The organism is Pseudarthrobacter sp. CC12 (assembly GCF_039907755.1).
GTDB classification, from domain to species: domain Bacteria; phylum Actinomycetota; class Actinomycetes; order Actinomycetales; family Micrococcaceae; genus Arthrobacter; species Arthrobacter niigatensis.
Genome location: NZ_JARDJH010000035.1, coordinates 32448 through 52035 on the forward strand (window position 1 = coordinate 32448; position 19588 = coordinate 52035).

18 protein-coding genes are annotated in these 19588 nt (G+C 62.1%); 13 read left to right on the forward strand and 5 right to left on the reverse strand.

The annotated features are described in order from the left end of the window. Positions 1-2: 2 nt before the first annotated feature. From PV772_RS18905 to rfbB, 3 genes are read right to left on the reverse strand one after another with little or no spacing between them, the layout of a single operon-like run. Positions 3-734 (reverse strand): glycosyltransferase family 2 protein, encoded by a 732-nt coding sequence (locus PV772_RS18905; protein ID WP_347887159.1) that lies wholly within the window; start codon positions 732-734, stop codon positions 3-5. Further along, the gene (locus PV772_RS18910; protein ID WP_347887160.1) at positions 731-2155 is read right to left on the reverse strand and encodes a bifunctional dTDP-4-dehydrorhamnose 3,5-epimerase family protein/NAD(P)-dependent oxidoreductase; all 1425 of its coding nucleotides are present in this window, start codon (positions 2153-2155) and stop codon (positions 731-733) included. Before PV772_RS18910 ends, PV772_RS18905 begins: the two co-directional genes overlap by 4 nt. Before the next feature lie 3 nt (positions 2156-2158). After that, on the reverse strand, positions 2159-3157 hold the full coding sequence (gene rfbB / locus PV772_RS18915) for a dTDP-glucose 4,6-dehydratase (protein ID WP_347887161.1): 999 nt from the start codon (positions 3155-3157) through the stop codon (positions 2159-2161). Positions 3158-3212: 55 nt separating this feature from the next. Here rfbB and rfbA point away from each other — a divergent pair, with 55 nt between their 5' ends. After that, positions 3213-4079, forward strand: coding sequence for a glucose-1-phosphate thymidylyltransferase RfbA (gene rfbA, locus PV772_RS18920; RefSeq protein WP_347887162.1), 867 nt, complete (start codon positions 3213-3215; stop codon positions 4077-4079). Between the two features lie 58 nt (positions 4080-4137). Here rfbA and PV772_RS18925 read toward each other — a convergent pair whose 3' ends face one another. Beyond that, a complete protein-coding gene (locus PV772_RS18925) occupies positions 4138-6288 on the reverse strand; it encodes a lysozyme (protein WP_347887163.1) in 2151 nt (716 codons plus the stop codon). A 623-nt stretch (positions 6289-6911) separates the two neighbouring features. Further along, positions 6912-9071, reverse strand: coding sequence for a hypothetical protein (locus PV772_RS18930; protein ID WP_347887164.1), 2160 nt, complete (start codon positions 9069-9071; stop codon positions 6912-6914). Positions 9072-9666: 595 nt separating this feature from the next. Here PV772_RS18930 and PV772_RS18935 point away from each other — a divergent pair. From PV772_RS18935 to smpB, 12 genes are all read left to right on the forward strand, one after another. Next, positions 9667-10890, forward strand: coding sequence for an ATPase, T2SS/T4P/T4SS family (locus tag PV772_RS18935; RefSeq protein WP_141159996.1), 1224 nt, complete (start codon positions 9667-9669; stop codon positions 10888-10890). Continuing rightward, positions 10887-11744, forward strand: a complete 858-nt coding sequence (locus PV772_RS18940) for a type II secretion system F family protein (RefSeq protein WP_347887165.1) — start codon at positions 10887-10889, stop codon at positions 11742-11744. The genes PV772_RS18935 and PV772_RS18940 overlap by 4 nt, the downstream gene beginning before the upstream one ends. Then, on the forward strand, positions 11741-12682 hold the full coding sequence (locus tag PV772_RS18945) for a type II secretion system F family protein (protein ID WP_347887166.1): 942 nt from the start codon (positions 11741-11743) through the stop codon (positions 12680-12682). Before PV772_RS18940 ends, PV772_RS18945 begins: the two co-directional genes overlap by 4 nt. 73 nt (positions 12683-12755) lie before the next feature. Next, positions 12756-13052 carry a hypothetical protein gene (locus PV772_RS18950; RefSeq protein ID WP_347887167.1) on the forward strand — a complete coding sequence of 99 codons (297 nt, stop codon included), beginning with the start codon at positions 12756-12758 and terminating at the stop codon, positions 13050-13052. 3 nt (positions 13053-13055) lie between these two features. After that, the gene (locus tag PV772_RS18955; RefSeq protein ID WP_347887168.1) at positions 13056-13472 is read left to right on the forward strand and encodes a TadE family protein; all 417 of its coding nucleotides are present in this window, start codon (positions 13056-13058) and stop codon (positions 13470-13472) included. 157 nt (positions 13473-13629) lie between these two features. Next, the gene (locus PV772_RS18960; protein ID WP_347887169.1) at positions 13630-14016 is read left to right on the forward strand and encodes a hypothetical protein; all 387 of its coding nucleotides are present in this window, start codon (positions 13630-13632) and stop codon (positions 14014-14016) included. Next, positions 14013-14459 (forward strand): pilus assembly protein TadG-related protein, encoded by a 447-nt coding sequence (locus PV772_RS18965; RefSeq protein ID WP_347887170.1) that lies wholly within the window; start codon positions 14013-14015, stop codon positions 14457-14459. Before PV772_RS18960 ends, PV772_RS18965 begins: the two co-directional genes overlap by 4 nt. Before the next feature lie 47 nt (positions 14460-14506). Further along, a complete protein-coding gene (prfB, locus tag PV772_RS18970; protein WP_018760183.1) occupies positions 14507-15622 on the forward strand; it encodes a peptide chain release factor 2 in 1116 nt (371 codons plus the stop codon). 184 nt (positions 15623-15806) lie between these two features. Continuing rightward, positions 15807-16595, forward strand: a complete 789-nt coding sequence (ftsE, locus tag PV772_RS18975; protein ID WP_347887171.1) for a cell division ATP-binding protein FtsE — start codon at positions 15807-15809, stop codon at positions 16593-16595. Next, the gene (ftsX, locus tag PV772_RS18980) at positions 16592-17506 is read left to right on the forward strand and encodes a permease-like cell division protein FtsX (RefSeq protein WP_141160004.1); all 915 of its coding nucleotides are present in this window, start codon (positions 16592-16594) and stop codon (positions 17504-17506) included. The genes ftsE and ftsX overlap by 4 nt, the downstream gene beginning before the upstream one ends. A 27-nt stretch (positions 17507-17533) precedes the next feature. Then, positions 17534-18964, forward strand: coding sequence for a M23 family metallopeptidase (locus PV772_RS18985; protein WP_141160005.1), 1431 nt, complete (start codon positions 17534-17536; stop codon positions 18962-18964). An 81-nt stretch (positions 18965-19045) separates the two neighbouring features. Continuing rightward, the gene (gene smpB, locus PV772_RS18990; protein ID WP_141160006.1) at positions 19046-19519 is read left to right on the forward strand and encodes an SsrA-binding protein SmpB; all 474 of its coding nucleotides are present in this window, start codon (positions 19046-19048) and stop codon (positions 19517-19519) included. The last annotated feature ends 69 nt before the right edge of the window (positions 19520-19588 follow it).

A 19588-nucleotide genomic window follows, 5' to 3' on the forward strand; every position in this document is an offset into this window, starting at 1 on the left:
TCCTAGTTGGACGACGGTTCAATCCGCTTGCGCGTCAAGGCGAAGAGGAGGGCAAATGCTGATCGACCAAGGTAAATGGCGGCCTTGACCGGATCGTGGCTCGGCGTGCCGCCTTGGCGTTCGCGCATCGAGACGCCCACCTGGCGCACGGTGCATCCCGACCGGATGGCTACGACCAATGAATCGATCGTGTCACCTAAGTACTCTGCTGGGTAGTGGTCCACGTATTGGCGGATAGCCTTGGCATTGGCTGCCCGAAAGCCCGACGTGACGTCGGTGAGCCGGGTACCGGCGATCCTGGAGATGGTCCACGCCAGGACGTTCATGGCCCACTTGCGGGGTCCACGGACCGTGTAGTTGCCTTTGTCCGCAAAGCGGGCACCAATGACGATGTCGGCGTCCCGCAGGCCGTCGAGAACAGCCTTAATGTCACGCGGATCGTGCTGCCCATCGGAATCAACCTGGATGACCTGCGTGTAGCCGTGCGTCTTGGCGTATTTGAATCCGGTCCTCATGGCACCGCCCACCCCCATGTTAAAAGGGAGCTGGACTACCAGCGCGCCTGCGTCGCGGGCCACCTGTGCAGTGTTGTCGCGTGAGCCGTCGTCCACCACCAGGACATCACAGGCGGGTCCGAATTCGAACACTTCCCGGATGGTGTTGCCGATGGACTCCGACTCGTTCCAGGCCGGCATGATCACCAGGGTGCGGTGCGTTTGGTCTGCGGAAGTCATGCTTTATCGTTTTCCGCCTTCAGGTACGCGGCCAGCCTCTCTCCGGCGTCGGGTATGTCAAAACCCGTTGACCGGGCCTTCAACAGATTCAGGCTGCTGTCCAGCGGCCGCGGGGCGGCCTCCTTGTTGCTGAAGTATTCGGCCGTGGTCACCCCGGTGACATCCGCGCGGGCTGCTCCGGATTGTTCAAATACATCTGCCGCAATGTCCGCCCAGCTTTTCACCGGGCCCTCGTTGCTGAAGTTGTAGGTGCCGTATGGAGCGTTGGAGATCAGCAGGTGCCGGATAAACGCGGCAATATCCGCTGTGAACGTCAGCCGCCCCTTTTGGTCGTTGACGACCGAGGGTTTGACGCCGTTGCGGGCCAGTTTGGCCATGGTGCGGACAAAGTTGTTGCCTTCACCGATAACCCAGCTGGTCCGGACGATGTAATGGCGCGGAACGACACTGACCACCGCGTCGCCGGCCGCCTTTGTTTGACCATAGACGCCCAGGGGAGTGAGTGGTTCGTTCTCGTCGTGGTCTTCGCGGCCTCCGTCGAAGACATAGTCCGAGGAGACGTGCACCAACGTGAGGTCTTGCTCGACGGCGGTGCGGGCCAGGTTGGCTACCGCGGTGACGTTGATGGCCCACGCCGCAGCCCGGCCTTCCTCAGATTCGGCAGCGTCCACTGCGGTGTATGCGGCGGCGTTGACGATGGTGGAGTAATTCTTCCAGTTACGGTTCGCGAAGGCGCCTGCGTTGGTGAGGTCAAACTCCCCGCGGCCAGCAAACTCAACGGTAGTGTCGCCGTCGTATTGTGCGCGCAAAGCCTTGCCCAACTGCCCATCTGCGCCGACAACCAGAATCTTCTTCGCCGGCATCGGCGCGACGTCGGCCATCCGGGGGTGGGCCCTGTCCTTGTCGGAAAGTTCGGCCCGGTCGAGCGGGATCGGCCACTTAATGGCAGCTGTCTCGTCGGCAAGGTTCAGGAAGGTGTACCGGCCCTGGGCATCGGCGGACCAGTGGTCATTCACGAGGTAGGTGTACGCCGTGTTGTCTTCCAGGGTCTGGAAGGCGTTGCCGACGCCGCGCGGGATAAAGATGGCCTGGCTGGCGTCAAGTTCAGCCGTGAACACGGCGCCAAACGAGGGCCCTTGACGAAGATCGACCCAGGCTCCAAAGATGCGGCCCGTGGCCACCGAGATGAACTTGTCCCACGGCTCGGCGTGGATACCGCGGGTGGTTCCTGCCTTCTCGTTGTAGGAAATGTTGTTCTGGACGGGCCGGAAATCCGGCAGTCCGAGGGCTACCATTTTTTCCCGCTGCCAGTTCTCCTTGAACCAGCCCCGGTTGTCGCCGTGGACCGGAAGGTCATAGAGGACGACGCCGGGAATGGGAGTTTCGTGGCCGGCAAGCTTTTTTGAGAACTCCAGAGACATGGACTACTGGCCCTGTTCCTTGTACTTGGCTTCAGTGGCAGCTTTTTGCGGGCGCCACCACTCTTCATTGTTCCGGTACCAGGCGATGGTGTCTTCGATGCCGGCGTCGAAGTTGGAGAACTGTGGCTCCCAGCCAAGTTCGTTGCGGAGCTTGGTGGAGTCGATGGCGTACCGGAGGTCGTGGCCGGGACGGTCCACCACGTGGTCGTAAGCGTCGGGGGACTGGCCCATGTGCTTGAGGATCAGTTCAACGACGTCCTTGTTGTTCTTCTCGCCGTCGGCACCGATCAGGTAGGTCTCGCCGATGGTTCCCTTCGCGATGATGGCCAGGACTGCGGAGGAGTGGTCGTTGGCGTGGATCCAGTCGCGGACATTCTCGCCCTTGCCGTACAGCTTGGGCCGGATTCCGTCGATGACGTTGGTGATCTGCCGGGGAATGAACTTTTCCACATGCTGGTACGGCCCGTAGTTGTTCGAGCAGTTGCTGATGGTGGCCTGCAGCCCGAAGGAGCGCACCCAGGCACGGACCAGCAGGTCGGAGCCGGCCTTCGTGGAGGAGTACGGGCTGGAGGGGTTGTAGGGGGTCTGCTCGGTGAACCGCTCGGGATCGTTCAGTTCCAGGTCGCCGTAAACCTCGTCGGTGGAGATGTGGTGGAAGCGCTTGTTGTGCTTGCGTGCAGCCTCGATCAGCGTGTAAGTGCCGATGATGTTGGTGTCAAGGAAGGGGCGGGGGTTATGCAGCGAGTTGTCATTGTGCGACTCGGCAGCGTAGTGGACAACGACGTCGGCGTCGGTGACCAGCCCGTCCACGATGCCGGCATCGGCAATGTCGCCCTGAACGAAGCTGAAGCGGTCCTCCGGGAGGCCCCGCAGCGACTCGAGGTTCCCCGCGTAGGTCAGCTTGTCCAGAACAGTGACATGATCTTCAGTGTTTTCGATAACGTAGTGGACAAAGTTCGAGCCGATAAAGCCGGCTCCGCCGGTCACGAGAAGTCGCTGCATAATTCCCTAGACTACCGGATTTGCTGCTGCCCTTAGCGAAGGGAAAGATGGGGGCATGCGCGGAATAATACTTGCCGGCGGAACCGGCTCCAGGCTTCATCCCATCACACTGGGTGTCAGCAAGCAGTTGGTACCGGTTTACGACAAGCCAATGATCTACTACCCGCTCTCGACGTTGATCCTTGCGGGTATCCGGGACATCCTCATCATCACCACGCCTCACGACGCGGAGCAGTTTGAACGCCTGCTGGGAGACGGTTCCCGCTTTGGCGTCTCCATCACCTACAAGCAGCAGCCTTCTCCGGATGGGTTGGCCCAGGCCTTCGTGCTCGGTGCCGACCACATTGGCGACGATAGCGTTGCATTGGTGCTGGGGGACAATATCTTCTACGGGCAGGGCATGGGAACCCAGTTGCGCCGGTTCAAGACCATCGACGGCGGGGCTGTCTTTGGTTATTGGGTCAAGGATCCGTCCGCCTACGGGGTGGTTGAGTTCGACGACAACGGCAAAGCGCTCTCACTGGAGGAGAAGCCGGCGGCTCCGAAGAGCCATTACGCCGTTCCCGGGCTCTATTTCTATGACAATGATGTAGTTGATATTGCCAAGAATCTGAAGCCTTCTGCCCGCGGGGAGCTGGAAATCACCGACGTCAACCGGGTTTACCTTGAGGCCGAAAAGCTCCAGGTGGAGATACTGCCGCGCGGAACCGCATGGCTTGATACCGGCACTTTCAACGACCTGAACGACGCATCAAATTTCATTCGGACCGTCGAGAACCGGCAGGGCCTGAAGATCGGTGCCCCGGAAGAGATCTCCTGGCGCCTCGGTTTCCTTACCGACGACGAGCTCCGGGAACGGGCCGAGCCCTTGGTCAAGAGCGGCTATGGGGCTTACCTTCTGGAGCTCCTGTCAGGCAAGTAACCCGGCCGGAGCATGAAGAGGGGGTGAAGCGACGGCTTCACCCCCTCTTCATTGTCTTCTAGTAGGTTAACGTCCGGCACCCGAGTTGGGAGTTGTACGCGGCGAAGAGAGAGACCGCAACCCCGTAGGTGCAGACTTTGTATTGTCCGCGCGCCGTGACAGGCACCGATGTCGAGTAGCCGTGGTCGCCTATAGTTTGCAGTGCACTGTTGACGTCGGGCCGCTTCAGGTTGGCGGTGAAGGCGTAGCCCCTCGTGCTTCCATCCGGGAATGTTATGTAGACATGGACAGGATTCGAGGTGCCCGGCATCGCTGGGTCCAGAGTCCATCCCTGTGTAACTACGGTTGCCTGGCCGTTGACCACCTGTACTCCAGCGCTGTCGAGGAATCCCATCGTGGGCGGCGTAGAGGTTACGGAGACGGCCTTGCAATTGAGCACGCTGGGACCGTTGGATACAGGTGCCACGCCCACGGCCTGAACGCAGACGGAGTAGGTGCCGGTCGAGCTGATGGGGACAGATGCTTGGAAACCGTGGTCTCCGACCGTGCCAAGTGCTGTATTTACGTCCGGCCTTTTCAGGCTGGCTGTCACGTTCACCGGGGTAGCACTCGCCACTGCAGTGCCGTCCTTCGTGGAAATATACACATTGACCGGAATGCTCGTCGCTGGCTGCGTCGGGTCCAGAGCCCAGCCGGTGACTTGTAGGGCGGCTGAGTTGTTCGCCTGGGTGACAGCCAGGGTGTCATAGCTTCCAATGGGTGACGGATTGGAGTCCACGTTAGTAGTCCTGCAGCCAAGCGCTGTGTTGGCGTTCTGGCCTATCGCATAGGTGCAGACCCTATAGGATCCGGCGGCAGTGACGGGGACCTGATAGTCAAAACCGTGGTTGGAGCCCAAACCCGTGGCCGTCTGCACATCTGGCCGGGAGGTGTCGGCTGTAATGCGGTAGCCGGTGGTGGTTCCGTTCGGAGCCGTCACATAGGCGTCTGCGTAGGTGGACGTGGACGGGTTGGCCTGGTCGGCGGCCCACCCCTTGAGTTGCAGCGACACCTTGTCGACGGTGCGGGTCTGCGCGAGGCTGTCAAAGCTGCCCACGGATACGCCTACCCCCGTGGCGTTGACGCTCTTACAACCAAGGGGCGTGTTGCCATATGTGCCTATCGAGTACGCGCATGCCGTGTACGTGCCCGAGCGGCTAATGGCTACAGTCCCATCGAAACCGTGGAGTGAACCGTAGCCTAGGGCCTGATCGACATCTGACCTTGGGACATTCGCTGTCCACGCATATCCGGTTGTAGTGCCGTCCGGGGAAGTCACGTAGACATGGGTTTGGTTCGACGTGGAAATGCTTGCGAGGTCGACGGACCAGCCGCGCGCACGCAATGAAAATTGGGTGCCGCTGCCTGTGACAGACAAGGAATCGAAGCTCCCGGTTGGAAGCGCAGCTCCTGCCAGTCGCTGCAGGGAGGAGTAGTCACCATTCCATACGTTGGAGTCGCCTGCGAACGGTCCTGTGCTGCTGTACTGCCAGATGCTGTATGTGCTCCAACTGCCCGTTGGGACTGCGCCGGCGTCGTTGCTGGGCGAGCCGGGATAGGCAGCCACCCACAAGGGATAGTCGCCGAAGCCTGACGGGTTGCCAAGACATTGGTTCCACCAGTTTGTGTTTGTGTAGATAGCGGGCAGCCGTCCGGTCAGGGACCGCATGGTGTTTCCAAAATCCTGAACCCATGAAGCCAGTTGCCCCGGAGACATGTTGTAGCACGTGTTTCCAAAGTAGAAGCCGTTGATGGTCCGGCCCTCGTAGGGGTTGAACTCGAAATCGAGAACAGGCGGCATCGTATAGCCGTCAGCCGACCAACCGCCACCGTTTGCTACGAAGTAGCGGGCTTGGTCAGCGCCGGAGGACCAGTTAGGGATCGCGAAGTGGTATGCGCCTCGAATCATTCCAACATTCCTGGACCCCTGGTATTGCGGGCTGAACTGGTCGTTTGTCATGTAATTGCCCTCGGAGGCCTTTACATAGGCAAACCGGGCACCCATGTTCCACTGCTGCTGCCAGTCAACGTTGGGCTGGTAGCCGCTGACGTCGAGTCCTTGAATGCCGAACGTGGGAGTCCATGAGCCCTGGGTGGTCAGCGACTCCGTACTGAACCGCTTGGGGGACGTCACGGCGGACGCCGCTACCCGGGCCGAGCGTTGGCCCATCTGCGCGCCTTGCCCCACAGCGTCCGCCATCGATTGGCCAGATGTCGTCGGAGCCGGGGATGCGCTGGATGCGGGTGATGGAGCGGCTGGGGAGGACGGGGTCGGCGAAGGCGAGGCGGTGCTCGGGGCAGTTCCCCCAGCCGTGGCCGGTGAGGGGGAAGGCGAGACGCTGGCCGGTGGTGGCGCAGTAGGCGAAGGGCTAGCGTCCACCGCCAGGGCTGCGCCGCCTACGCCGGGCCCCAGCGTCAGCGAGCAGGCAAGTACGATCAACCCTAGGGAATTCAGGGTCAGACGACGGGACTGAGACAGGTTCCGCTTCATTGTGTGCTCCGGAGATTGCGACGCCCCCCCGGAGCGCCCTTTGGATACTGCTCAGGTGATTTCCCCCAGGAAGCCCCCTGATAGTGCTATTTCGATAAATAACGCGCTCACCATAGCATCCTGTTACTACTGGGACCAGTGTTATCGGCGTTGCAGTTGTGAACATGCACGATGCTGCTCAGGGAGGCACAGGCACCCGGCTGCTGTGGGCACGGAAAGACGCCGGGGTAAGGGCGTGGTGCCCTTACCCCGGCGTCGTAGTTCATGCAATTCCTAGGCTGGCCGCGGCGGGGAAGGCCGCACTAGCCTCCGAGGAAGTAGCCGGCGACATCGCTCACCAGCTGTACCGTCCCCCCGGTTGAGCTGTTCCTGAGAGCGACCTTGCCATCGGAGCCCACGGGAACCACGGCCAGGTTGGGTACGGTCTGGTTCTTCGCGAAGTTGACGTTCGACGCGTTAGGCACGGCCTGTCCTGACGGGTATGCGGTAATGAAACCGTTGGACGCAGGTTCCGTCACCGTCAGGTTGAAGACAACGCCCGCGGCTGAGGCGGGTATACCAGCGACGCCGGCAACCTGGAAGGTTGTAGAGGTGCTGGTTGCGACCGGGCCTGTTGTTCCGCGGGTGTCGAGGAACCGGGCTGGTCCTACGGGCACGAATGCGCCGGTAGCGGTGGGTGTGCCGGCAATGTAATAGCCAAAGATGTCAGCCACGAGTTGGGTTGATCCGTTGGAGTTGTTTGCGAGGCTTACCTTGCCATCAGCACCGACAGGTACGGTTACGAGATTGGGTACTGTCTGGTTGGGCGCGTAGTTGACGTTGGAGGCATTTGGTGCACTGCCACCTGAGGGGTAGGCCGTTATGAATCCGTCGGACTGGGGCTGCGTGACCGTCAGGTTGAACACCACTGCAGAGACTTGGTCGGGAACGCCGGATACACCCCCGACCTGGAAGGACGTCGTGCCGTGGGGCGCAACAGCGGAAGAAGTCCGGGTATCCAACAACCTCTGTGGGCCGACGGGAACCAATGCACCAGGGACGGCCGGGGTACCGCCAAGGTAATACCCACTGACATCTGCAATCAGCTGGGTGCCGCCGGTGGATGAATTCTTGAGCGTTACTTTGCCGTCTTTCCCTACCGGGACGGTCACCAGGTTCGGGACGGTATCGCCCTTCCCAAAGTTTACGTTCGATGTGGCCGGAGCGTTCGTAAGGGAGGGATAGGCAGAAATAAACCCGTTCGCTTCCGGTTCCGTGACAGTCAGGTTGAAGACCACCGAGGAGACATTCGAGGGTATCCCTGAGCTACCCGCTACTTGGAAGGAAACGGTGCCGCCGGGGGTCACCTTTGATGACGTCCTTGTGTCCAGAAAGCGCTTAGGTGTGACGGGCACAAAGGTTCCGGGTGCCGTAGCCGTCTTGTTGTTGCCAACCGGTAGATCAGCGAACCAGTAGCGCTTAGCCACGTCATCGGTTGCCAGTGCCACTAGGCCGGTGGTGCTGTTGACCGGCTGCTTGCTGGTACTGACGTTGTTCATGTTGAGAGATGATCCGTCCTGGATTACCGGGGTTCCACGGCCAGGTGAGAAGACAGGATTATCCATGTCTGCTGTTTTCTCGTAAATGGCGCCCGAAACCCCCGTGTACGGGCAGCCGCTGGCTGACGTCGCAGGCCCCGTTTGGAACGCGTGCACTTTATTGTTTTCAGGATCGAGTACGATCTGTGGCCGGGTCTGGCAGTCGGCGAGCGTGGAGATGGTGGACCTTGAGAATGAACCCGTGCCCGGTTTGAAAACCAGGAGCTGCAGTTGCGGAAGCGTCATGTCAGTAGCGGTTTGATCGAGGCTTGTCTTGACAGCGGCAAATACACGGCCCGCGCTGTCGGCCTGCAGCGACTTGAGGTTGAGGTGGTCATCGGCGATACCTTTCCCTTGCACCGCTGCCTGGGCTTTCCAAGAGCCGGCTGGCTGGCCATCGGTGTGGGTAGCCCACCAAACAGAACCAGTTGACTGGTCTGACCACATCACCCCGATTTGTTTCTTGCCGAACGCCACCACGGCAGAAATATCATCAGGCGTGGGGTGGACATTGTTGACTGGAAGAACTGCTGGCGTGCCCCACTTTGTGCCATCTGCAGTGGCGCTGTTGACCATCACGGTGTTTGTGAATCCCGCGGTCGCGTCGCCGGTGACGTGTGTCCAAGTAGCCCAGACCGTCCCTGTGCTGTCCTTGTCTATCGTCATCGTCTCGCTGCTGTCGGAGGTGATGGTTGTAGGAAAGCCCGCATCCAGCGTGTACTTCCCGTTGCTGTAGCTGTAGCGGTAGAGTCTTGCCGGCTGGTTGGGCAGGGAGGCCACCGGGGCGCTCTCGGTTGACGTCGTAACCACGTGTGAGGCGACATAGAGGTGGGTGCCGTCCCAAAGTGTGTCTGCAAGAGTGTTGGTGCGGCTGTCAATGGCCACGCCGGTGTCCACCCACTTCCCGACCGAGCGGTCAAGCTTGTAGATGCGCCATCCGCTTCCAGTGGTCCACATGTCAGCCCACCAGGAGCCGTCGTTCCACCAGAGCTTGCTTTGGGGCTTTTCCGCGGTGGCCGCTTGACCAGATCCGGCGTAACTCACGCTTGGCGACCCATAGGTCGGTGGTGGAGCGACAACGGCTTCAGTAACCGCGCTGGCTGGCCCCCCCAAAGCTGTCGTCAGTCCTGAGATCGCAAGAACTGCTACCAGTCCTTGGCCCAGGGCGCGGGTCATCTGTCTCTTCACGATTCTCCTTAACAATCAGCCCCAACGCTGCTGCGTCCAGGTCCCTGAGGAAGCTGGTGCCCCCGCTGACCATTAACCCCTCCTGTAACACTTGGCGCACGCGTAGCGAGTACTCCACTTGGGAGGGCCTCCCTACGGGTTCAGGACGTTGAGGTACTCAGGGCAGGGAACTCCTGGGTTGCTCGTTTATCCACACCTTTGTCAAATGACTTGTTGCGGCCGGGGCAAGCTCTTTAAGCTGTAGCCCAGTCGCACTGCCTCCGTCGGGGGCGGCAGTTGTATGGGGGAACATATGGACGCGCTGGGAATTGTCGAGGACGAAGTCCGCGAACTCATCCGTCGCCGCGGGCTGGACCCGCTAAGGCAGGCTGGTGAGGTCCGGCGCTTGGTTGAAGCAGCAGTAACGGACTATGACGAACGGGCCCTGATGGGGCCTTTGCCGCCCATTGGCCCTCTTGACGCAGCCCGCCGGTTCCTCTTCGATGCCGTTGCAGGCTTCGGTGTGCTGCAACCACTCCTGGATGACCCTTCGATTGAGGAAATCTGGCTCAACGCACCCAACGAGATATATGTTGCGCGCAACGGCGAGTCTGAGTTGACGTCGCTGAGCCTCACGGAGCAGCAGGTACGAGACCTCGTAGAACGTATGCTCAAGAGCTCCGGCAGGAGGCTCGATATGTCCTCTCCTTTCGTCGACGCTGCCCTGCCGGACGGTTCAAGGCTGCACGTGGTTATCCCGGATGTCACCCGCCGCCATTGGGCAGTTAACATCCGCAAGTTCGTAGTCAAAGCCAGCCGCCTGGAACATCTCGTGGAGTTGGGGACGCTGACGCCGCAGGCAGCACGCTTTCTCGGCGCGGCGGTGTCCAGCGGCCTCAATATCCTGGTCTCGGGGGCAACCCAGGCCGGCAAAACCACCATGCTGAATTGTTTGGCTGCCAGCATCGGAAGCCGCGAACGTGTCATCACCGTCGAGGAAATCTTCGAACTGCAGTTTCCCCTCCGGGACGTGGTGGGGCTTCAGTGCCGTCAACCGAACCTCGAAGGTGAGGGAGAAATTCCACTCCGCCGCCTGGTGAAGGAAGCACTGCGGATGCGTCCGGACCGGCTGGTGGTGGGGGAGGTTCGCGAAGCCGAGAGCCTGGACATGCTTATCGCCCTGAACTCCGGGCTCCCTGGAATGTGTACGGTTCACGCGAATTCGGCTCATGACGCAGTCACTAAGATCTGCACCCTTCCGCTGTTGGCGGGGGAGAACATCTCAAGTGCGTTCGTTGTGCCTACAGTCGCTTCGTGCATAGATCTTGTAGTTCACTGCAGCAGGAATGCTGACGGCCGCCGGCAAGTCACTCAGATCCTGTCGCTGGGCCGCCGGGTGGAGAACGGCGTCATCGAGTCGTCTTTGGTGTTTGGCTTGGAGAACGGCGTCCTGCAGCCACGTGCCAACGCCATGCCTTCGGCGGAGAAATTCTCGCGGGCCGGTTACGACGTCGCCGCACTGCTGGACCCGCGATGATCCCGGCGTTGGTGGGAACTATGGCCGGGGTTGGGCTCTTCCTGATCTGGTGGTCCTGCTGGGAAACGCCGGACCGCGGAAACCGGCAGCGTAAACCGGGACGCCTGGCTGACCTCCTGGCCGCCGCAGGGGTAGACAAAGTATCCGTGCGCAGTCTGGTGGGGACCTGTCTTGGGCTGGGAATCTTCGTTGCGCTTGTCTTTTACGTGGTCAGCCGTTCCTGGCCGATCGCCGGATGCTTTGGACTTTTCGGCATGTGGCTGCCCATCACCATCCTCCGGTGGCGCGCAAGGAAGCGGACGGCGATGCTCCGTCAACTGTGGCCCGACGTCGTCGATCACCTCCGTTCCGCGATCCGGGCGGGGCTGCCCCTGCCAGAAGCCCTAATCCAGCTTGGAGAGAAAGGGCCAGAGGAGCTGCGGCCCATCTTCCGCGAATTTGGAGCCGACTACCGGGCCGGGGGGCAATTCGAAGGGTCCTTGAACAAGCTGAAGCAGCGGCTGGCCGACCCCGTGGCTGACCGCATTATCGAAGCGTTGCGGCTCACACGGGAAGTAGGCGGCTCCGACCTCGGAAAGCTCCTGGGCACATTGGCCGAGTTCCTGCGGGAAAGCGCCCGGACCCGCAGTGAGCTCGAGGCACGCCAATCCTGGACTATAAACGCTGCCCGGCTCGCGGTCGCCGCACCGTGGATCGTGATGATCCTTCTCGCCACCAGACCGGAAGCAATCCAGGCCTACAACACGCCGATGGGGGCCGCAGTGCTGGTCGGAGGCCTGGTGGTCTCGCTGCTTTGCTACACAGCCATGTTGAGGATCGGCGCCTTGCCGCAGGATGAAAGGGTGCTCCGGTGATTTTCCTTTCCCCTGCGGCTGTCATGTGCGGACTGGCGCTCGGCCTCGGATTATGGCTGGTGATCTTTCGGTCGCCTCCGATGCGCACCATGACCTTGGCTGACCGCATTGAACCCCAGCTGAAGTCACAGAACCTGGAATCGCGACTTCTCCGCGCCGGCGAGCAGAACCTGACACCGTTTGGACCGCTTGAACGCATCCTCCGTCCCGTCATCAGGGATTGGTTCTCCGCGCTCGGAAGGCTCAACCCCTCGCCAGGCGCCACAGCCCGGCGCCTGGCGCAAGCGGGAATCAACAAAGCGCCCATCGACTTCCGCGCGGAGCAGTTGCTGTGGGCCGCCGGCGGCTTCGTTTTGTCGCTGACGTTCATCCTCGTTGGTGCGGCAGCGGGCAGGTTCAGCCCCCTCCTCGCGGCTGTCGTGGTCATCGGCAGTGCCGCAGCGGGGTTTGTGCTGCGTGACTACTGGCTGGGCGTCCAGGTCCGCCGGCGGGAAACTCGGATGATGGCAGAATTTCCCAGCCTGGCCGAACTGATGGCCCTGGCGGTGGGAGCAGGGGAGAGCGCGACCGGCGCTCTGGACCGGGTCTGCAGGAGCGCCAAGGGTGAACTGTCCAAGGAATTCGCGAAAATCCTAGCTGAGACAAGGGCCGGCAAACCCCTGGTCATGGCCTTGCAGGAGTTCTCCGCCCGCACCGACCTGGCGCCGCTGGTCAGGTTCGTCGACGGAATCATCGTGGCAGTGGAACGGGGAACACCCCTCGCAGAAGTGCTCCGCGCCCAAGCGCAGGATGTACGCGATTCAGCGAAGCGCGACCTCATGGAAGCTGCAGGCAAGAAGGAGATTGCCATGATGGTGCCGCTTGTATTCGGAGTACTTCCCCTGACCGTGGTGTTTGCCGTCTTCCCCGGTCTCGCGGCGATCAACCTCGGATTCTGATGAAGCGGACAAGCCCCACGACCACGCCCAGCAACAGCTGGCCCCCTGAACGAGAAAAGAATAGGACGCAAAAATGAAGACCATGGGAATCCGTTTCGGGATGCTGCTTCTTGGCCTCGCGGACATGCTGCAACTTCGGATGATTCGGACGCTTCGTCCGCACCGGCTACAGGCCCGTCAGTTCGACGGCGGACCTGTTGTCCGCCCGGAACCCCCGGTAAGTCTTGGCGACAGCACTGAACGCGGGGACGTACCAGGGTGGGTAATGATCACCCTCATGTCCGCGGTGTTGGTGGCAGCCCTTCTGGCGCTTGCGGGTCCCGCACTGGAAGCCATGTTCAACCAGGCGATGGACAAGGTAGGAAACTGAACCATGGGCAGGTCCGCCCCATGGCCGCACGAGCAGCAGGGTCCGGCCCGGGCAGCCGAGCAGGGTTCAGCCGTTGTGGAATTTGTCCTGGTGGGTGGGCTGCTGACGGTGTTCTTCCTGGCGATACTCCAACTGACACTGGTCCTGCACGTCAGAAACACGCTCATCGACGCCGCCGCATCCGGGGCGAGATACGGGACACTCGCAGACCGCAATGCCAACGATGCTGAAGAACGGACACGCGGCCTCATCAGCATGGCCCTCAACCCTGGCTTCGCTGAGCAGGTCAGTACCAGGGAAGTACAGTTCCAAGGCATGCGTACCCTGGAGGTCACGGTCCGGTCCCCAATGCCTGTTATTGGCCTGATCGGACCGAGGGACATGCTGGAGGTGAAGGGGCATGCTGCCGTCCAGCCTTGAACCGGCCAGCTTCAAGAGATCGCAGGGGCCAAGCTTAAGGAGCCGCCTTGCAGAGGCACTTTGCCAGGAGATGCCCGGGGACATCATCCAGGGTCCGGAACCTGTGCGGAGGGCGGAACGTCGGGAGCCTGGCCTTGGCCGTGAACAGGGAAGCGCGGTGGTCGAGTTTACGTTCCTTGCACTCCTGCTGATGGTCCCGCTGGTGTATTTCGTAATAACTGTCGCGCAGATCCAAGGGGGATCCTTCGCCGTTGTGGGCGCCGCGGACCAGGCAGCCAAGGTCTATGTAGCCCAACCCGATGCCGGGAGCGCCCAGGCTGCTGCGGAGCAGGCGGTGGCACTTGCACTCGCCGACTTCGGCCACCAGGGGGACCGGGCCACCTTGAGCACCCTCTGCAGCCCGGCCGACTGCCAGGCCGCGGGCAGCACGGTAACGGTGACCGTCAGTCTCAGCGTGCCCCTGCCCTTCATGCCGTTTGCCGAGGGGTTGTCCGCCACGGAGGTTCAAGCCTCTTCTACCCAGCTGGTGGGCCGCTACCGATGAACCGCCGGGTACCGGACCAGGATGGCCAGCTGATGGTCATGATCCTCGGCTACGTGCTCCTCGCGCTCCTGGTGGCGACGGTCGTCATCGGCATTTCCTCCGTTTACCTGGAGCACAAACGCCTGCTGTCCCTGGCAGACGGTGCATCGCTTGCCGCTGCCGACAGCTACACCCTTGGCGAGGTCTCAACGCAAGGCGGCAGCCCCTCTGCTGTCCTCAACCCGGCACGCGTCCGGAACGTGGCGGCAGACTTCGTTGCAAGAAGTCCCGCTTCGCAGCGTTTCTCCAGCCTTGCGGTCACCGGGGCGACGGGAACGCCGGACGGTTCCACCGCCGTCGTTGTCCTCACGGCCGCCGTCCACCCGCCAGTGGTGAACTTCCTCATTCCTGACGGGATCGCCATCGAGGCAACGTCAACCGCGCGCTCGCGGTTGACCCGTTAGGACACCGGAACGGGCAGGATTCGGCGATAGCGTAGGGTTAAACCACCATGGCCAATATTGATTTTTCTGCTGAAATCCGCGCCCTCCGCGCCACCTACGAGTCCATCGAACGCGTCTCGGACGTGGATGCACTCCGTGAAGACATCGCCGAACTCAGCGAGCGGGCAGGGGAGCCGGACTTGTGGGACGACCCCGCAGCGGCGCAGAAGATCACTTCCCGTCTCTCCCACCGGCAGTCCGAGCTGGAACGCCTCACCAACCTGGCCTCGCGTATCGACGATCTCGAAGTCCTGGTGGAACTGGGCCAGGACGAGGACGACGCCGCCTCGATGGGGGAGGCCGCGGCCGAACTCGAATCCATCAAAAAGGCCCTCAAGGACCTGGAAGTGGTCACCCTGTTGTCCGGAGAATATGACGAGCGCGAAGCCGTGGTCTCCATCCGTGCGGGAGCGGGCGGTGTCGACGCGGCAGATTTCGCCGAGATGCTGATGCGCATGTACCTCCGCTGGGCCGAGCGGCACGGCTACCCGACGACGGTCATGGACACCTCGTACGCGGAGGAAGCCGGCCTGAAATCGGCCACCTTCGAGGTCAAGGCTCCCTACGCCTACGGCACCCTCAGTGTTGAAGCGGGGACCCACCGCCTGGTCCGGATCAGCCCGTTCGACAACCAAGGCCGGCGCCAGACATCGTTCGCGGCCGTGGAAGTCATCCCGCTGATCGAACAGACCGATTCCATCGACATCCCGGACAACGAAATCAGGGTTGACGTCTTCCGATCGTCCGGGCCCGGCGGCCAGTCGGTGAACACCACCGACTCCGCGGTGCGCCTCACCCACATTCCCACCGGCACCGTCGTCTCGATGCAGAACGAGAAGTCACAGCTTCAGAACCGGGCCGCCGCCATGCGCGTGCTGCAATCCCGGCTCCTCCTGCTCAAGAAGGAACAGGAAGACGCGGAGAAGAAGGCCCTGGCGGGGGACGTCAAAGCCTCCTGGGGCGACCAGATGCGCTCCTATGTCCTCAACCCCTACCAGATGGTGAAGGACCTGCGCACTGAACACGAGGTGGGCAACACGTCAGCTGTGTTCGACGGCGAGATCGACGACTTTATCGACGCCGGTATCCGCTGGCGTACTGACAACCGCAACGCAGAAAAGTAGCCGGGCGGCTCCCGGGCTCGACCGGATCGGGCGACACGCCCCCGAAAGCCCGCCCAAGCGCCGGGCATCCTGCGTATAGTCGAGGGGCCGGGGCCCTACTTCCCCCAAACGAAAACCCGTGCACCGGCTGCAGAACTGGGCTGCATCAGAACAATCAGCCATGCCCTGCAGGGTACTTAGGGCCATGATCCGATTCGAAAATGTCACCAAGGTCTACGACCAAAAAGCCCGGCCTGCGCTGGACTCCGTCAACCTTGAGATTGATCGCGGCGAATTCGCCTTCCTGGTGGGGGCCTCCGGCTCCGGAAAGTCCACCTTCCTCCGCCTGGTGCTGAAGGAGGACCGCGCAACCTCGGGCGCCGTCTACGTCGCCGGCCAAAACGTTGCCAGGATTTCGAGCTGGCGCGTGCCGCGCCTCCGCCGTGGCATCGGCGTCGTCTTCCAGGACTTCCGCCTCCTGCCCCAAAAGAACGTCTTCGCCAACGTGGCTTTCGCCATGCAGGTCATCGGCAAGAGCCGGAGCGTCATCCGCGATACCGTCCCCGAGGTCCTCAAGACCGTTGGCCTCGAAGGCAAGGAACACCGCATGCCGCACGAGCTGTCCGGCGGCGAGCAGCAGCGCGTTGCCATCGCGCGTGCCGTGGTCAACCGCCCCGGGATCCTCCTCGCAGACGAGCCGACGGGAAACCTCGATCCCACCACGTCCATGGGAATCATGGGCGTACTGGACAAGATCAACCAGAACGGAACCACCGTGGTGATGGCCACCCACGACGACGACATCGTCAACGAGATGCGCAAGCGCGTGGTCGAACTCAAGAACGGCGTGGTGATCCGCGACGAAGCCAAGGCCCTGTACACCTCGATGATTCCCGTCGTCGGACAGTCCCGGCGCCTGAAGGACGCCAGCGGCAGGGAGGCTCCCGACGCCGGCCTGCCGGGCAACGGCGCTGAAGGCGAGGCCCAGCGGTGAGGCTCGCATTCATTCTCTCCGAGATTGGCAGCGGCCTGCGCCGTAACCTGTCCATGGTGGTATCGGTCATCCTAGTGACCTTCGTGTCCCTGACGTTCGTGGGCGCGGCGGGCATGCTGCAAATGCAGATCAACCAGATGAAGGGCTACTGGTACGACAAGGTCCAGGTGGCCATCTTCCTCTGCAGCGACGGGTCGACCGCGCCCGGGTGCGCGTCCGGACCCGTGACCCCTGAACAGCAGCAGGGCCTGAACGCACTCCTGGAATCCCCGGCTGTGGCGCAGTACATCAACGACTTCCAGTTCGAGTCCAAGGATGAGGCCTACAAGCACTTCAAGGACCAGTTCTCCAATTCGCCCATCGTGGATTCCGTGACCCCGGACCAGCTGCCGGCTTCCTTCCGGATCAACATGAAGGATCCGGAGAAGTACCAAATCATCAGCGAGACGTTCTCCTCCCAGCCCGGCGTGGAGACGGTCATCGACCAGCGGCAGCTGCTGGAACGTCTTTTCTCGGTGATGAATGGGGCATCCCTGGTGGCAGTGGGCATCGCAGGAGTCATGATCGTCTGCGCGATCCTGCTCATCGCCACGACGATCAGGCTCTCCGCCTTCAGCCGGCGCCGGGAGACCGGCATCATGAGGCTCGTGGGGGCGTCCAAAACCGTCATCCAGCTGCCATTCATCCTCGAAGGCGTCATCGCGGCCGTCATCGGCGCAGCCCTGGCCTCGGGCACCCTGTGGGCCGTAGCGCAGTTCTTCCTGGGTGACTACATGTCCCGCCAATACCCTGATACGGCCTTCATTTCGGCAGGCCAGACCCTCATCCTCGCGCCGGCGCTGCTGGTCCTTGGCGGATCCTTGGCAGGAATTTCGTCCCTCTTGACCCTTCGCAGATATTTGCGCGTTTAGGCTGTGCACACCGACCAAGGAATGCCAATGAACGTTACTGCTCAAACCGCGCCCCGCGCCCAGCGAAGCCGGGGACGGTCCGCTGCCCGCCGTTGGGGACTCGTGAGCGGCCTGCTCACCGTCATCCTGTCCGCAGGCATGGCCGTAGCCACCCCCGTGGCTTTCGCAGACGACCTCGAAGACCGGAAAGCCGCGCTCGAGGCCGAAGCTGCCCGCGTCCAGGCGTCGCTTGAATTTGTCGATTCCCGAATCGCAAAGGCCGCCGGCGACCTTGTGATCTACCAGGGCCAGCTACCGGGGGCACAGCAAGCACTGCTTGACGCGCAGGGCCGTGTTGCCAGCGCAGTCAAAGAATCGGAAGCACTGGCTGCACGTGTCGACATGGCCCAGCAAAACAAAGCCAAGATCACCCAGCAGCTGGAAACCGACAAGCAAAAAATTGCCGATACCAAGAAGCTGATCGGCCAGATTGCGACCCAGGCCTACAAGTCCGGCGGAGTCCCCTCCAACCTGTCGCTCTTTTTCGGTTCCAACGGCGGGGGCAGCCTCACCGACACCATGGACTTGGCGGACCAGGCCATGCGGAGCCAGAACGCCGCCATGGACAAGCTGAGCCAGCAGAACGCCACCAACGTGAACTCGGAAGCCCGGCTCCAGGCCGTGGAAGCGGAAATCAAGGACCTCAAGGCCAAAGCCGACGCCGCGCTTGAACGCGAGAAGGCGGCACGCGACGAGGCGGCCGCCAAAAAGGCCCAGGTGGACCAGCTGATTGCCGACACCACCCGCCTCGACGCCGAACTCCAGGCTGCCAAGCCCGGAATCCAGGCGCAACTGGCGGGCGTCCAGGCCAACCAAAACCAAGTGGCCAACGAAATTGCCGAACGAGACCGCAAGGCCCGCGAGGCATGGGAAGCGGAGCAGCGCCGTCAGGCTGCAGCGGCCGCTGCTGCTGCCGCCGCCGCAGCCGCGGCAGCGAACCGCCCCGCCCCGCCCGCCCAGCCTTACGTTCCGCCGGCCGCCGGTTCGCCGTCGGCCTTTGGCCTCCGCCACCCCTTCGACGGCAGCATCCCCATCACCTCCGGCTTTGGCTACCGCACCACTCCGCCGGGAACCATCGACTTCTACGGCACGGGCGGGTACATGCACACCGGCATCGACTTCGGTGCAGCCTGCGGAACGCCCGTGTACGCGGCCGCAGCCGGGGAAGTCTTCAGCTCAGGATGGAACTCCGCCGACGGCGGTGGGTGGCGTGTCAAGATCGATCACGGCATGGTGCAGGGCAACACCCTCACCACCATCTACTACCACAACTCCAGCATCGTGGTCTCGAACGGCCAAAAGGTCTCGCAGGGGCAACTCATTGCATACTCGGGCAGTACCGGTAACTCCACGGGCTGCCACGCCCACTTCGAGACTTGGCTCAACGGCCGAGCCGTCGACCCCATGGGGCTGCTGTAGGCAGTAACCGCCTGCCGTAGACTGGTATAGCTCCGGCGCCACTGGCCCGGACCGTCCAACCTGAACCTGAGGAGTTTTCCCGTGCCGAAAGAAAGTGGCCGTAAGGTGGTGGCCACCAACCGCAAGGCCCGGCATGACTACCACGTGCTGGACACGTACGAGGCCGGCATCGCGCTGATGGGCACCGAAGTGAAGTCCCTGCGCGAGGGGCATGCCTCCATGGTGGACGGATTCTGCACCTTTTATAACGACGAACTGTGGATGGAAGCGATTCACATCCCCGAATACAACCAGGGAAGCTGGACCAACCATGCCGCCAGGCGGCGGCGCAAGCTGCTGCTGCACCGCGAGGAACTCATCAAGATCTCCCGCAAAGTCCAGGAGGCCGGGTACACCGTCGTTCCGCTGCAGCTCTACTTCGTCGACGGCCGGGCCAAGGTGGAAATCGCGGTTGCCCGGGGCAAGCGGGAGTACGACAAGCGGCAGACCCTGCGCGAGCAGCAGGACAACCGTGAGGCGCAGCGCGAGATGCGGGAGCGCAACCGGCGCCGCTAGGTGTAATTCCCACTGAGGTTGTGAACGCGGCTGATGGGGGTTTTGCCTCCGATGCCGGTATGGGTTCTG